Raw genomic sequence first — 15,634 nt, 5'->3', positions numbered from 1 at the left:
AGTAACCAACAGTGGAACTTATCCGCAAGGAAATACAAAAAATGGAAACCAGATGCCCCATTGTTGCGATTGTCGGCAGACCCAACGTCGGGAAATCATCGCTCTTCAATAGAATCACTGCATCGGCACCCATAACGCTGCCTTACACATACGACGATGCCGAAACTGAAACGAGCGACAAACCGCGCAACATAAAAAAAACGAGAATGCCTCGTAAATTCGCTGTCGTCCATGATACACCGGGTGTAACGCGCGACAGGAATTACGCAGATGTTGAATGGGAAGACCGCGCTTTTACCATCGTTGATACCGGCGGATTAGACATTGATCCGGACGATCGGCTTATCGATAACGTCCAATCGCAAGTAGATGCCGCTTTGGATGAAGCAAGCCTTATACTGTTCGTTGTTGACGCTCGAACCGGTATCATGCCACACGATAGAACCGTCGCCGATAAACTCAGGGCAACCGATAAACCCATCTTCCTCGTCGTCAACAAGGTAGATACCGAACGGTTCCGTAATGAAGCCGCAGAGTTCTACGCACTCGGATTCCCAGAACCGATATGGACATCGTGCGTTCAAAACGATGGGATTCGAGAACTCCTTGACCTTGTCGTAGACAGCCTACCGGAAACCGACGAGACACTATACGATACATCCAGCACCATAAAAATCGCGATTGTCGGCAGACCCAACGTCGGAAAATCCTCACTTATCAACAACCTACTCGGTGAAGAGCGAATGATCGTTGATGACCGACCCGGCACGACGCGCGACGCTGTGAATATCCAAATCGTTCACGACAATATCCCCTTTGAAATCGTTGACACAGCCGGAATGCGCCGCAAATCGGCGATCAACGACGAACTCGAATCCGCAACTGTCAAACGCGCCATACATAGTATCCGCCAAAGCGATATTGCTGTTCTCGTACTGGATGTAACCCAAGAGGCAGCACAACAAGATAAGGCTATCGCCAAGTTCATTGAACGACAAGGCAAAGCCTCTGTTTTAGTCATGAATAAATGGGACCTGATTGAAAAGGATAACGCAACACACCCGGCGTTTATGGATAAACTTGACATCCAACTCCCGCAACTCGATTATGTGCCACGTGTCTTCGTCTCTGCTGCCACGGGGCAACGCGTTACCCAAATACTAACGACAGCCTTAGAAGTTCATCGAGAGTATTGCACGCATATCCCGACACCCGCGCTTAACGAATTACTGCTGGAATTACGCAACGCGCATCCGCCACCACGTGTCAAAGGTGTACGTCCCGCGCTGAAATACATTACGCAAGTTGAGACGAAACCACCGACGTTTCTTATCTTCGGACGAAACGTAAACCGGGTCGGTCAACCGTATGAAGCATACCTCGTCAACAATATTCGCAGAGAATTCGGATTCCACGGCACACCGATACGTATTTTTTATCGTAGATCATAACCCACAAAAGGAGGAACGCTTTGTCAGGATTTAAAGTTTTTATCACCCGACCTATCCCGGAAGAAATTCGTGCGAAAATCGCGGAAGAATGCGAAGTTGATATGTGGCATACGAGTGCTATCTTACCGCCTATCGCCGAAAAAATTCCGCCGCTTGACGGGTTAATGACTTATGGACACGAACCCGTCTCTCCAGAGATGATCGCGACTGCACCGAACCTCAAAGCGATCTCCGTCGTCGGGGTCGGTTATGATCATGTCCATGTTGGGGCTTGCAGAGAACGCGGCATCGCAGTTGGACACACACCCGGTGTCCTCAGTGATACCACCGCTGACATGACGATGGCACTCCTGCTCGCCACCGCACGAAACATTGTCCCGGCGTATAATCACGTCCAAGTGTCCAAGCAGTGGAAATATTACGATCCGAATATCCTCTGGGGTACCGATGTGCATCACGCAACGTTAGGGATCGTTGGTATGGGTAGAATTGGCTACGCTGTTGCCAAGCGCGCAAAAGCGTTTGATATGCGCGTGCTTTACTACAAACGCGAACGCCGACCCGATTGGGAAGAGGAACTCGGCGTAGAATACGTAGCATTTGAAGAACTTCTGCAAGCCTCCGATTTCGTGTCGCTTCACGTGCCACTGACCGACGAGACAACACATCTTATCGGCAAAGCAGAACTTGCGTCAATGAAAGACACTGCTATTTTAGTCAACATCGCCAGAGGTCCCGTCGTTGACCACTACGCCTTATACGACGCGCTCAAGCAAGGGCAAATTGCCGGTGCTGCCGTTGACGTAACCGAACCGGAACCGATCAATACCGATCACCCACTCCTCAGTTTAGACAATGTTATCATTGCACCGCATCTCGGCAGTGCGACTGTCCAAACACGGATGAAAATGGCAACAATGGCGATGGAGAATTTGCTCGCAGGGTTAAAGGGGGAACAATTGCCTTACGGCGTGCTCCAGCCAAACTTTCCATAACTGCCTACACTAAACTAACTGAAACAAGGAGGAAAGATGCTAGAAAAGCTATTTGAGTTAAAAAACCACAACACTTCGGTGAGACGCGAACTGGTCGCAGGTTTCACGAATTTCATGACGATTTCCTATATTATTTTCGTGCAACCCAATTTTCTTTCAGCTGCTGGGATGAACCCTGGGGCTGTCATGGTGGCGACCTGCGTATCCAGTGCAATCGCAACATTCCTTATGGCGTTTCTTACGAACTATCCCGTCGTATTAGCACCCGGGATGGGGCTTAACGCCTATTTTGCCTTTGAAGTGTGTAGCAACAGCGGTTTAGGTCTATCTTGGCAGGAAGGATTAGGCATCGTTTTCATAGCAGGTATGCTGTTCCTTATCCTTTCATTTGTAGGAATACGAGAAGCCGTCATGAACGCGCTTCCGGCCTCGCTCCAAAACGCGATTGCCATTGGAATCGGACTGTTCATTGCCTTTATCGGGCTACAGATGAGTGGAATCATTACAAAAGATCCCGCCACGTTTATAACGCGAGGAGATCTCGACTCTAAACATATCCTCCTCGCACTCTTCGGCATCGCGGTCATACTCGCACTCATGGCACGTAAAGTACGGGGCGCGATTCTGATTGGTATCCTTATCACAACGGGGGCTAACCTGATCTTCGGATTCGTTAACTACGGGGGCATCGCCGCCCTTCCACCGGATCCAACGCCAACGCTCTTTAAATTACAGTTCCCGAACATCTTCGCCAAACTGGACCTCATTCCGGTCATCTTTGTGTTCTTTGCCATCGACATGTTTGATAGCATCGGCACACTCACGGCTATCGGCTATAGAGCGGAACTCATGGAAGCCGGAAAACTCGCTAAAGCGCGACGCGCACTTATGGTAGACGCAGCCAGTACCGCTGGTGGTGCTTGCCTCGGCACTTCCACCGTGACATGCTACATCGAAAGTGCAACCGGGATCGCTGAAGGCGGACGCACAGGACTTACCGCTGTCTTCACTGGGATTTTCATGTTGGGTTCGCTCCTTTTCATCCCGCTCATTAAGATTATCGGCGGCGGCTATCCCATCAATCCGATTATTGGGCCAGCACTTATCGTCGTCGGTGGGTTGATGCTCAGAAACATCATCCAGATCGATTGGGAAGACATCACAGAATCGATCCCGGCGTTCCTCACGATGATCATGATGCCGCTCTCCTTCAGCATTACAGACGGCATCGGTTTCGGGGTTATCTCGTTAGCGTTCCTCAAATTAGTAACCGGACGTAGCAAAGAGATCCATCCGATCATCTACTACTTCGCACTCTTCTTCATCGCCTGCTACATCGGCGGTCTGTAGAAGTCACAATCACCATCCATCACCGGCGGGGTTCCAAATCCTGCCGGTGTTGGGTGATTATAGTCTTACTATAAACGAATTGTCTGGCATTAGAAAACTCAGTTTTCGGACCTCAAAGAGTTTCCAACGAGACGATAAGTTTGAGTATCCGCTGAAGGCACTGCGAGAGGCGATTATCAACGCCTTGATTCACCGCAGCTATCAAGAAACTGTGGATGTCCGAGTTTTTATATTTGATAACCGTTTTGAGGTTATTAGTCCCGGCACTTTTCCAGAAGGCGTTAGTCCAAACGAACCGACTCACAAACCGGTAAACCCTACTTTGAGTCAATTCATGTTTGATGTCGGTTTCATTGAACGGTACGGTGCTGGTATCAGGATGATGCGCAGATTATGTGAGGAGTGGGGAAACAAAGCACCGCGTTATGAGTTTCACCCCCTTGAAACCAAAATCATCTTTGATTCCCCGATTCAAGAGAGCACTTATGTTGAAATTGACGACATTTCAGAGCAGTTGAACGAGCGTCAAAGGAATGCCTTGTTTCATGTGCAAAGATACGGGCAAATCACGAGGAAGGAATACGTTCAGATTAATCGTGTTTCAAATACAACTGCCTATGAGGAACTTAGGGATATGGTGGGTAAAAGTTTATTAGATGTGATAGGTAAGGGACGGGGAACCAAGTACGTACGAAAAGTGAACGATTAAGTAAGCGATTATTACAAGGAGCAGGTTCTACATGTCGGAACAAACGATAAAAGGCATCACCAAGATAACTGTGAAGGGTTTCAAGTCGATAGCGGAGGAGTGTGAAATAGACATCCGTCCACTGACAATCCTTGCCGGCGCGAACAGTTCTGGGAAATCCAGCATCATGCAACCGCTATTGCTGCTAAAACAGACACTGGAGGCACCCTATGATCCAGGACCGCTGTTAATTGATGGGCCTAATGTACAATTTACTGAAACAGCGCAATTTTTGTCCACGGTAATTGGTGAAAAAGGTACTGACCGTTTCCAGCTTCGGATTGAAACTCACGTGCATGATTTTTCTCGCTCGGTGGCGACAACTTACAGAAAAGGGGAAAATAGGATTGAACTTATCGAAATGACAGCAGAAGAGAAAGTAAGAAACAACCAGACCTTGTCTTCTGAGTGTTTAACTTTGTATCCTGAAATGACATCTGCGGAAATTAAATCTGTAATTGAAGGACTCTCAATTCCCAAGGATCTTGATACAGTGAAGCGTTTCCGATGTTTTTTAGTTCTTGGATTCAAAGATGGCTATACGTTTTTTACCATTACCCCTGACTTTGAGTCCAATATTCTCAACAGCATCCACCTCCCCGGCTTACGCGGTAATCCAGAACGTATTTACAAACTTATCAGCACCGGACCCCGGTACCTCGGCACCTTTGAAAATTACGTTGCAAGTATCATTCACGAGTGGCAGGAGGCAAAAGATGAACGCCTGAAAACGGTGGTTCGTGCCCTTCACATCCTTGGACTGACAGGACAAGTTGGCACCAAACAAATTGGGGACGTAGGCATTGAAGTTCAAGTGGGTCGTCTCCCACGCGGCAGCACTGACCATACGGATATGGTCAATATCGCTGACGTGGGATTAGGGGTATCGCAAGTTCTGCCCGTTTTAGTGGCTTTGATTGTTGCTGAGCCTGGACAGTTAGTTTATCTCGAACAACCCGAACTGCATCTCCATCCACGCGCACAAGTTGCATTAGCGCAAGTGCTGGCAGACGCTGCGAAGCGCGGGGTCCGTGTCGTCGCCGAAACGCACAGTTCACTGCTACTGTTGGGGATCCAAACACTTGTTGCTGAAGGAGACCTCCCGCCAGAGTTGGTCAAACTGCACTGGTTCACACGGCGTGCAGATGGCGTAACCGAAGTTAACAGTGCCGATTTAGACGAAGCAGGAGCTTATGGAGAGTGGCCCGAAGATTTTGCAGATGTCGATCTCACAATACAGAGCCGTTATCTTGATGCCGTAGATAGACTTCACTTTGGCAAAGAGGAGGCATCTTGAGAGCAAGAGATTCAAAACAGTTGGTGATTGATGCTGATGTTGCCCGAGCCTCCGGTAGTGAAACAGCAACCCATCCACGCGCCGAACATTGTCGTGATTTTCTAAATGCGGTTTTGTCGCTAAGTCACCGCATCGTGATGACAGAGAAAATCAACAACGAATGGAAAAATCACCAATCCCGGTTTGCCCGTCGGTGGCGGGTATCAATGGATGCACGCAAGAAAATAAATCGCATTGATCCACCAGAGGATGAAGAACTTCAAGCCAAGGTCACAACTACAACAAACAACACAGATGAGATTGAAGCGATACAAAAAGATTTTCACCTCCTACAAGCAGCACTCGCAACCGATCAAACGGTTATTTCGCTTGACGAAACCGTCCGGCAACTTTTCAAGCAAGCCTCTCAACAGGTCGGCGAAATCCGAAACATTATCTGGGTCAATCCAGATAGGACAACAGAAGAACAACCTATCACTTGGCTCCAAAACGGCGCACCATCCGAACCCCATCGTCAACTTTCCGCTTGATGCAGTATTTGTTATGAGTATCGCGAGCGCGGGGAAACACCCAAGCAAAAACACTTGCTCCTACAGAAGATGTTGGCACGACTGAACACTCTTAAAAATCCACGTCATTCGCGTCATCCGCGATAATCCGCGATTTGCGGCGTACTCGCCCAAATTTTGCCCACACGCGGCAAAATTTGTCTTTGCTTTACATTTGCGATCTGCATTCAGACAATTACCCACGCCAAGCCACATCAATACTGGTATACCCATGCGTATATTGCTGAAAATGCGGCGGTAAATCCGCTAAGAACTGCCTACCGTCGTCTGGAATCTCCCATGGAATATCAATGTGGTGAGATCGACTCCGAAAACCGATCGCACACGACAACCGGATCTCATCAATCTGGTTCGGAAATGCACCGTGATACGTCCGATGCGCAAACACAATCATATCCCCCGGATTCGTGAACAGCGGTACTAACCCCGGAATATCAAAACCGACGTACGCCTTCTCTTCTTCACCCTCCTTATAGAAGGAACGCTTGTCGGCAGTTAGGTTGAAACCTTCAGGTCCCTCCCAGTTCTCTACGTGAGAATCCTCAATCACGCACAGACCACCGTGTTCCGGACGAGAACCCGTCAGATAGAACCATTTGCCTGAGGGCCACAGTCCACGGTTCAACACATCGCCCGAGTTCTTCGGTGTGTCTGTCGAAAACCCGCACCAATCCGTGTGCCATGCAACAGGCTGGGATCCGGGCATCCGAATGATAGCAGCAGAACGGTGGACAGTCATTTCGTCTGTCCCGATGAGATGGCGATGGATTTTCATGAAGGGGTCATATCCAAGCAGCTGCCAAGCCCCCGGACCAGACTCAACCCAAGCGTGTCGGGTCCGGCTCTGCCCATGTTCCAATGCTCTGTTTGGATCCGTCCCATCAAAGACCGCCTGTTTGAGACTGTCAACCAACTCAGGCGGCAGAACATCTTTAACAATCGCGAAACCGTGTGCCGCCAAGCATTCGGACATCTGAACAAGTTGATCCACCTCAAACTCGTAAGTATAACCAAGTTCAGGTTTCTGAATCTCTAAATATTCCTTCATAAGTGACACCTCCGATATTTTGTCAGATTTATAGTAAAGCCTATAATTATTGAAACACATCAAGTCAAAGCGATTCTGATCTTATTCCGCCCTGATAAGGGGGTTACCTTCGGGCAAGTGCTCATTTGTTTTCGGATTTTACTATAAGTGTGTTCCGTGAAAACTGAGTTTCAGCAGCATATTAACAGACGTTGACTGCTGCGTCAATCGCAATTTTTCACTACAGGTTATACCCTTGCACTAATTAACAAGTTTTGTTAAAATAATACTATTAACGCTTAGACACTTTCACAAGGCAACGATAGTACTTTACTTAGGATCCAAAAGTGATACCGTCAATTCAAAACATCACACAGACAGACACGAATTACCCAAAAAGGTTAAAAAAATATCTAAAAACAGAAACCCCAGAAACGATCTGGGCGCGCGGGAATATCAACTTGTTACCGGGACAAAACACCCGTTTAAATGGAGACCTTTGGGTGCTCTTCTGCTCTCGCAAGTGTCCCGGTGAACTTATATTGAAGACACACGACTTGGCACAGACATTCAAAGAAAGAGGGATCCCAACGATCGGAGGCTATCACTCGCCAATTGAAAAAGAATGCCTGCGCGTCTTACTACGCGGTGTACAACCGATTCTCTTATGTCCGGCACGAAGCATCGAAAAGATGCGACTGAAACCGGCATGAAGAGACGCATTAACCGATGAACGGTTATTAATTTTCTCTACTTTTGAGAGTCGCCACAACCGATCAACAGCAGCATTGGCGAACCGACGCAATGTTTTCGTTGCAGCACTTGCGGACAAAATCTGTATCGCACATGCCGCAGAAGACAGCAAGACCTTAGAGTTCGCGCAGATGGTAATAGCGTGGGGTAAACCTGTTTTCACTTTTGAGACACCAGCAAACGATGCACTCTTTCAACTTGGGGCACAACCCCTACTCGGAGGAACATAATGGCACAAACCGTTTTTGTAGGAGACCATGAACTGGCCTTTCCAGGTCCACACCTCGGTGTGCTTCGGGACTGTAACACCGTGCTTGACTCAGCAGAAGGCTTGCACAAACAGATAGCAGAAGACGGGTATCTACTCGCTCGCGGTTTAATTGATAAAGAAAAACTGATCGCGGGGCGGCGCGCGATCCTTGAATACGCCAATGGGAACGGAAAAGATAACGTTTTCAAACCCGACACCGACATCATGGAGGCAGTCGCAGGTGAAGGAAGTCCGGGACGAACGATGGGCACACCCGCTGTTACACACCATCCAGATGTCCAATCCGTTTTGGAGGGTGATGAACTTTTCAAGTTTTTCCGAAATTTCTTTGGTGGCGATACCCGCACATTTGATTACAAGTGGCTCCGGTTCGTCCGTCCCGACGGCTGGTCGGGACCGCATTTCGATTTCGTCTATATGGGGAGAGGCTCAAAGCAGCTGCACACCTGTTGGGTACCGTTCGGTGATGTGCCTGCAACGATGGGAACGTTGACAGTCTTGGTCGGCTCACACAACCTACCGAGTTTCGCACCGATTCGGGACACCTACGGCAAAACAGATGTTGATAGAGACGGGACTCCCGGACACTTCGGACGCGATCCGATGGAAATCAGCCATAAATACGGGGGTGAGTGGCAGACAGCCGATTTCGAGATGGGGGATGTCATCATCTTCACGATGCACACGATGCACACCTCCACCAAGAACCTTTCAGATCGTTGGCGTATCAGTTGCGACATTCGTTTCCAACCGGCAGAGCATCCGATCGATGAGCGATGGGTCGGCAAAAACCCGATTTCTCACACCGGAAGCCAAAAAATTTCGTTTGAAGAAGCGAAAAAACAGTGGGGATTAGAGTAGAGAAGCAAATGCTTATTCGTCTGTTTCCTTTGTTTTCTTCTCCATTTCGATGGCCCCGTTACGCTGCCAATTATCAGCCTTCTCCTTGAGTTTCTCAAGGTCACCGGGATTTTTAATATCGACGATGTGCGGGGTAATGATGATCACAATCTCAGTGTCTTCCATAGCAGTTTCGGTGCTTTTGAAGAGTCGACCGAGCAACGGAATATCGCCTAAGATCGGAAGTTTGTTCTCTACCTGTTTTTGCTTCTTACGGATGATACCGCCAACAACAATCTGCTGCCCGTCTTCCACATCAATATAAACGCTGATGGAGTTGTCGTCGGTGATAGGCGCGTTGAAGTCAGTAAACTCGATGAAATTGCTGGCACTGATGTTATTAATATCCAAGCCAATGGTGCGCTTGCCGTCTTCACCTGCTTTCGATTTAGCGATATAAGGAGTGAGATCAATATTGATGCCCACCGGTGGATCGATAAAATCGTAGTTAAAGAGCGGTTGTGAGACAGCCTCTCCCAAAATACTGGTGGTATCAACACTTTGGAGATATGGGATACGGCGTCCACTACTCCACGTGGCGGTTCTGGCATCTCGTGTCAACAGAGACGGTGTTGAAAGGGTTTGTACCTTGTTTTCACGCATGAGGGTGTGGAGGAGTGCCATATATTCCTTGGTCGCTAAGCCGAGATTAAACCCAGAGATCTCCTGTTCAAGCCCGAGTTGACCTTCAAGACTACCGACAAGCGGGTTGCCAGGAACCGGGGATACACCGAAGAGTTTGTTCTCTTGCGCCGTGAGTTCAATACCGAGTTTGGTGGTCTCATCAAGTGTCACTTCAAGAATTTGGATATCTATCCAGACTTGACCCCGTACGAAATCTAACTGCTTAATGAGTGCCCTGACATCAGGGAGATACCGCTGGAGCGTAGTAATAATTAGGGTATTGGTATCACTCTCAGCGAAGACTGTAACTTTTCCACGCAAGGAATTAATATCTTGCTGCTGTTGTCTGCCAGCATTCATAACAAAGAATCTAAAACTACTAAATCCACCATCATCTTCACCTTCCCAGACATCTTCAAGGACATCCTCAAGTGTCTCGGCATCTGCATACTCAAGCCGAATTGCTTCAGTGACTTCTTTTAGGTTCTCCGGTGTAGGGACATCCATAGAGTTGATAAACTCTTCAATGAGTTTAAAGTTACGCTGTGTAGCAGTCGAAATGATGATAGCATTCAGTGTAGGATAGGGTTCAGCAGTAACATTGCCTGCTAAGGAACCTTGTGTCTGATTCCGTTGGCCTTGAGGAAGATAAAAGAAAAAATCTCTACTACTTCCAGAACTGCCTTGATAGGTGTTATTGATGACAGCGGCGATATTTTGAGCATCAGCGTATTGGAGTCTATACATACGGGTGCCCCATTCTTGGTCCGGCATGCTAACATCAAGTTTCTCTATGAGGCTATCAATTGTTTCAAAGTTTTGTGAACTGGTTGAGATAAGGATAGCGTTGAGGCGTACATCAGCAACAAGGTGAACCTCGCCTTGCACACCAAATCCGCCACCGCCTTCAGAAGGTTCCCGGTACCTGCGCTCCCACCAAGGACGCTCCCTGTCGCGACCGGTACTACCCCCTTCAAAGAGGTCCTGCAAGCTCGGCACGAGGGTTTCAGCGTCCGCATGTTTGAGGAAGTAGAGCCTAATCTCTTCCTGTGTCTGTTCCTTGTCAAGTTCTTGGACAACCTTCTCAATGATAGAGAAGTTCCGTGGATCTGAGGAAATGACAACGACATTGAGTCGGTCATTGTGAGCGACGTTGACGGTCCCGACAATACCTTCTTGGTCAAGTCCCTGTTCGCGTTGCCAGTTCCTTAATTTCGCGCGATCCCAAGCATCCATCCTACGGTTGTCCCCTCCACGTTCACCCGTGAGTACTTCCTGTAGGGTTTGTGCGACATCCTCTGCCGATGCATAGTTAAGTTGGAAGGTCCGTATCTGCGTTTGTGCGGTGGATGGAACATCAAGTTCCTTGATGATCTCCTGCAGGATAATCAAGTTTGCCTCGGAGGCTTTGATGACGAGTGAATTGGAGTTGGTTTCGGGAATAATCTTAATGGTGCCATCAAGAACTTCGTAGCCGGTGCCGTCAGTCTTCATCTGTTCTGCTGCGGCTCGCGCCTCTTCTGCAGTCATACGGGCACTACCGTTATCAGATTGCCTTTCGTCGCGCCCCTCCTCTTCCCGAAAAATGTTTGTGAGTGCCTGCGCCAAACTGTTGGCATCCGCAAAAGCGAGCGGGTAAATAAGAATCTTTAATGGAAATCTTTCACCTTCGTCAGCGACTTGTAGAATTCTAACGATGCGTCGTATATTGGAGGAGACATCTGTTAGAATAAGCGAATTTGTTGCAGTATCGGCGAAAATATGTGCTTGATTATTAAGGAGCGGTTTGAGACGGTCCACCTGTTCTGAGGCAACGACGTTCGTCAATCGAATGATATAAGTTTGAATCTCATCGGTCATATCAACGAGATTAGGGTCAGGTGTAATGCTTTTGACGATCCCTTTTGTTCTCATAGCGCGTGTGAAGGTTGTGACTAAGAGTGTGCTATCGGTTTGGATGAGGGTGAGATCGTATTGTGTCAGGACAGTTTTAATTTGCTCGACAACTTCTTCAATGGTCACATTTCTGAGATTAATGAGGGAGAACTGTTTATCGCGAATGTCGTTTTCACTGGCGATAATCGTGAGGTCTGTTTCTCGTGAAAGCCATTCAAGAACGCCTTTGAGTTCCTGGCTTGTAAAGTTGAAGTCAAAACGGATTGCACGCCCTTGCTCATCGGTTTGTGCGACGCGCATCGGCTGCTGTTCCTGTGCCTGTAGTTCAACAACTCCCGCGCTAAGTAATCCGAAACACAGTAGCCAAATAATTAAGAATTTTTGTCCTTGCATAACATCTGATCCTTTTTTGTTTTATTACATTTCCTGTCAACCTCGTCGGCGTCTTCTAATACAAGAATACTATAAAGAGACCTCATTAAGATTTAGACAGTTTTTTTCAGACCTAAACCGAACGATCAAACTCAGTAAAGTTAGAATATTCGAGCGATAAGAAATATATCAACATTCAAGTTTGTTGCCTCATCCCCGCCACGATTCCGACCGCGTTGTGCTTGAGATTGCGATGCCTGTTTATCCGCGGAAATTCGCAAATCGCGGACTGTTAGCCACTTGGCATCTGTTTCGATAAGACGGTTTAAGTTAACGAGTTTTTCGAGATCTGTTTTAAATTTCATTTCAACGGTGTAAAGTTGCGTTTCGTAAGTTGGTGGTGCTAAAGTGAGCTGCGCCAAAAGGGTTGCACTCTGCTCCTGAATCCTTTCAATATATTTGACGAGTGCTGATTGAAGTTCACCTGTGTCTGATGGTTCTTCAGTGTACTCGTCCGGTGCTTGCATGAGAATATCCAACAGTCCACTATCTTTTCGTAACTGAACCTCAACAGTAGCAGGCTTGGCACCAATGCCGAAGATACCCGGCGTAGCAGGCGTTCTAATTTTAAGAACTTGTGCTTCAAAGAAACCTTGCCTGAAATCCGTCGCACCACGCAACTGCTGCGTTACCATGCTTTTGATATATCCAGCGAGTTTAGCACGAACAGTGAGCGGCATCGTCTCAGGCATTGCGGTGAACTTCCACTGCGCCGCAGCGGCTATCGGGTTTGCTGGCTGTGCTTCATCTATTGGCACTGGTTCTTCGCTGGATAATGCCTTTCCAGACGCTGCATCTTCGTCTGTCTCCTCCACTTTTTCATCCGTGTCTAACTCAGATTCTGTTCCAGACAGCCATGCGTCCATCAACATATCAAATGATTCAGCTTCTGCCGTCTGCTCTGCTATCTCTATAAGTTCGCTTTCCTCCGCTTCTATATGTTTGAGATAGAGATAGAGGACAAGACGCTCTCGATTTTGCATTGTTAATTTTTGGGTCTGTTTACCGGTTCCAGGTTTCGTCAGAAGTTGATAATTCTGCTGGATACCGGCACGTTTAACCAATGCATCAACGCGCGCGCGAATAACAGTCTCTGGAAGCTGCGTATCAAAGAGCGTTGCAGCCCCTTGGTTACCGCTCCGTGCTTGCTGATCTGCTGTATCTGCCAATCCGGTTGCTTTATAGATCTCGGACTCAATTGGTTTAAGCACCTCGGCAGCATGTACTAAATTTTCAGCATTCAACAACTCTTCCTGTTTAGCTTTTGTGCTCTGATTTGCAAACAAACGATAAAAGGCAGGAACGCCTTGTATGAGAAGCAAAATTAGCAGCACCGCGCCCAAAATACCGAGCAGAATTTTGGCGTGTGGTGTTAATTGGAGATCCAGTTCCATAAATTTATCCTCTGTAAAAGTGCCATCTTTGTTTCGCAGTGATGTATATTTTATTCTTCTTTTTCGACTTTTTCATTTTCAAAGTTGTTTGATGTCGGGGGCGCGACAGAAAATTCCGTCTGCCTTTCTGGTTCATCGACTTGAGGATCGGGCATCGGGTAGCGTTTTTTCGCGAATGCCCGTACAGCAGAAGATTTTAAGTTACACCGCACCTGCACTTGGAAAATCTGTTTTCTGTTTTGAGAAATGGTTGTAACTTCACCCGGTCGAACATTGGTAAAAACCCCAGAACGATCAAGGGCACCTAAAAGGTTATTTATGGCATTATGGGAGGCACCCTCCAAGTTGAAGGTTATGCGCGCTGTCTCAGGCGTATGGAGATTGGTAATATTGAAATTTGTCCAAGCGACCTGCGTTCTATCACGAAACATCTCACTGAGTGCGTGTAAAATATCAAGCGGTGAGATGTTATGTGCCAACATCTCTGTAAGTGCCAATTCTCGTCCAAGTTGTGCTTTTGCGGCAGCCACCGGTTGGGCGTAACCCGCAAGTTGTGCCTCTACCATTTCCGTCCTATGTTTTTGTGAGCGTTGAAGGGTATAACCGCCAAAAAGGAGTCCACCAATCACCAAAATGCCCAACCCAGTTGTCGCAAAAATCTGTTGCTGCCGTGTTGTTTGTGTCAGTGTCTCGGCTGCCTCCTTTGGCAACAAGGATATCTGCGTTTCCGGATTCAAAGTAGCCAGCCCAACACCTAATGGCACAGCAAGTGTATCACCCCATTCGTCGAGTATAGCTTTGGCTTCCGTTCGCTCAGGGTCAATTTTAATAGCTGCCTGTTGTTCAATAGTATGAAGTGGATTCCATAAGTATGTCGGAATGTCGAGTTCCGCTTCTAAAACGGTTGCGAGATCAGGAACGCGCGCCCCACCACCACATAACCAGAGTTCGGTCTTCGCTTCGGAGCGTGTAGTCCCGCCCAATATATCGGTTTCTTCCGCTGTGCCAAAACTATCCGTATCCCGATGTGCAGTCGCAGCGGCAATAGAACGCTGGAGTTCGCTGATCAACTCGGCTGTCCACGCAGAGGTGGGTGCCTCACCCGCGGAGATATGCTGCTTTTCTTGCGCGGCGGTTTCAGGATCAACGTTCAATGCCCGACTGACATGCTCAGATAGATTATCACCGCCCAAGCGAAAACTTCGCGAAAACCGGAGTGCGCCGTCCTCAAGAAAACAAAAGTCTGTTTGCGCAGCACCGATGTCGACAATGAACGTAGGTTCGGTGGATCCGCTGTTCATTGCCGCTTCAGCGATGGCTATCATTGAAGGCGTAACGCCCGATGCGGATACACCAATCTGCTCGAGGATATCCAGATATCCTGTGACCGATGCGCGCCGAGTAGATATCAACTCTACCGAGGTCGCTTCTGATGTTTGGTGTATATCGTGGTAAGTAAAAATCGCTTCCTCAATCCGAAAAGGCAGCTCTGCTTCTGCAGCGATTTCGACGATATTCGCGAGTTGATCATCAGTTGCTGCAGGTAAGTTGGCTAAACGTTTTGTGTTTACCAAGGATCGCGGCAGCGCGAGAACAACTTCCGTCTTATGCCTGTTGAATAGCGAATTTAAGTTCCCCTGTTTCGGTGGTTTTCCTAAGGTTGACCAAAGGTTCTGCATCAACGCCGCCATCTGCTGTCGGTCATCCCTGTTCGCATACGTCACAACACCTGCGTTGATAAGACGCACGCCCGCAGATGACTGTTCAAGTTGAACCATTTTCGCTATGTGTGTGCCGATATCTACCGCCACAACTCGTTTTTTCGCCATTTTTGCCTCAGCCGTCAGCAATCGGTTTCCGTCAGCGCATTAGCCGTCAGCTATCAGCCGTTAGCCGTCAGCAAGAGAACGTAATTGGGTCGGAACAC

13 protein-coding genes are annotated in these 15,634 nt (G+C 48.0%); 9 read left to right on the top strand and 4 right to left on the bottom strand.

From position 1 onward, the window contains the following. Positions 1-41: 41 nt before the first annotated feature. The 6 genes from der to OXH00_19165 are packed head-to-tail and all read left to right on the top strand — an operon-like array spanning position 42 to position 6,371. Positions 42-1,451 carry a ribosome biogenesis GTPase Der gene (gene der, locus OXH00_19190; GenBank protein ID MCY3743148.1) on the top strand — a complete coding sequence of 470 codons (1,410 nt, stop codon included), beginning with the start codon at positions 42-44 and terminating at the stop codon, positions 1,449-1,451. Positions 1,452-1,471: 20 nt separating this feature from the next. Then, entirely contained in the window at positions 1,472-2,446 is a 975-nt protein-coding gene (locus OXH00_19185) for a D-glycerate dehydrogenase (GenBank protein ID MCY3743147.1), read from the top strand. 36 nt (positions 2,447-2,482) lie between these two features. Beyond that, positions 2,483-3,796, top strand: coding sequence for an NCS2 family permease (locus tag OXH00_19180; protein MCY3743146.1), 1,314 nt, complete (start codon positions 2,483-2,485; stop codon positions 3,794-3,796). Positions 3,797-3,842: 46 nt separating this feature from the next. Continuing rightward, complete coding sequence (locus OXH00_19175; GenBank protein MCY3743145.1) at positions 3,843-4,505, top strand: hypothetical protein; 663 nt, start codon at positions 3,843-3,845, stop codon at positions 4,503-4,505. Positions 4,506-4,536: 31 nt separating this feature from the next. Continuing rightward, on the top strand, positions 4,537-5,841 hold the full coding sequence (locus OXH00_19170; GenBank protein ID MCY3743144.1) for an AAA family ATPase: 1,305 nt from the start codon (positions 4,537-4,539) through the stop codon (positions 5,839-5,841). Next, a complete protein-coding gene (locus tag OXH00_19165) occupies positions 5,838-6,371 on the top strand; it encodes a hypothetical protein (GenBank protein ID MCY3743143.1) in 534 nt (177 codons plus the stop codon). Before OXH00_19170 ends, OXH00_19165 begins: the two co-directional genes overlap by 4 nt. A 214-nt stretch (positions 6,372-6,585) precedes the next feature. Here OXH00_19165 and OXH00_19160 read toward each other — a convergent pair whose 3' ends face one another. Then, the gene (locus OXH00_19160) at positions 6,586-7,458 is read right to left on the bottom strand and encodes a phytanoyl-CoA dioxygenase family protein (protein MCY3743142.1); all 873 of its coding nucleotides are present in this window, start codon (positions 7,456-7,458) and stop codon (positions 6,586-6,588) included. 326 nt (positions 7,459-7,784) lie between these two features. Here OXH00_19160 and OXH00_19155 point away from each other — a divergent pair, with 326 nt between their 5' ends. The 3 genes from OXH00_19155 (at position 7,785) to OXH00_19145 (ending at position 9,322) form a co-directional block, all read left to right on the top strand. Beyond that, complete coding sequence (locus OXH00_19155; protein MCY3743141.1) at positions 7,785-8,150, top strand: hypothetical protein; 366 nt, start codon at positions 7,785-7,787, stop codon at positions 8,148-8,150. 75 nt (positions 8,151-8,225) lie between these two features. Next, positions 8,226-8,420: a hypothetical protein gene (locus OXH00_19150; protein ID MCY3743140.1), complete on the top strand. Its 195-nt coding sequence runs from the start codon at positions 8,226-8,228 to the stop codon at positions 8,418-8,420. Continuing rightward, positions 8,420-9,322, top strand: coding sequence for a phytanoyl-CoA dioxygenase family protein (locus OXH00_19145; GenBank protein MCY3743139.1), 903 nt, complete (start codon positions 8,420-8,422; stop codon positions 9,320-9,322). Before OXH00_19150 ends, OXH00_19145 begins: the two co-directional genes overlap by 1 nt. A gap of 12 nt (positions 9,323-9,334) precedes the next feature. Here the strand turns inward: OXH00_19145 and OXH00_19140 are convergent, their stop codons facing one another. The 3 genes from OXH00_19140 to pilM all read right to left on the bottom strand — a co-directional run bounded on the left by OXH00_19140 (position 9,335) and on the right by pilM (position 15,536). Next, positions 9,335-12,274 carry a hypothetical protein gene (locus tag OXH00_19140; protein MCY3743138.1) on the bottom strand — a complete coding sequence of 980 codons (2,940 nt, stop codon included), beginning with the start codon at positions 12,272-12,274 and terminating at the stop codon, positions 9,335-9,337. A gap of 140 nt (positions 12,275-12,414) precedes the next feature. Next, positions 12,415-13,707 (bottom strand): hypothetical protein, encoded by a 1,293-nt coding sequence (locus OXH00_19135; protein ID MCY3743137.1) that lies wholly within the window; start codon positions 13,705-13,707, stop codon positions 12,415-12,417. A gap of 50 nt (positions 13,708-13,757) precedes the next feature. Further along, positions 13,758-15,536, bottom strand: a complete 1,779-nt coding sequence (gene pilM / locus OXH00_19130) for a pilus assembly protein PilM (protein ID MCY3743136.1) — start codon at positions 15,534-15,536, stop codon at positions 13,758-13,760. Positions 15,537-15,634: the final 98 nt, after the last annotated feature.

It is taken from the genome of Candidatus Poribacteria bacterium, from assembly GCA_026706025.1.
GTDB lineage: Bacteria > Poribacteria > WGA-4E > WGA-4E > WGA-3G > WGA-3G.
The sequence above is the reverse complement of the archived record's forward strand: the minus strand, read 5'-3'. Positions and strand labels throughout refer to the sequence as shown.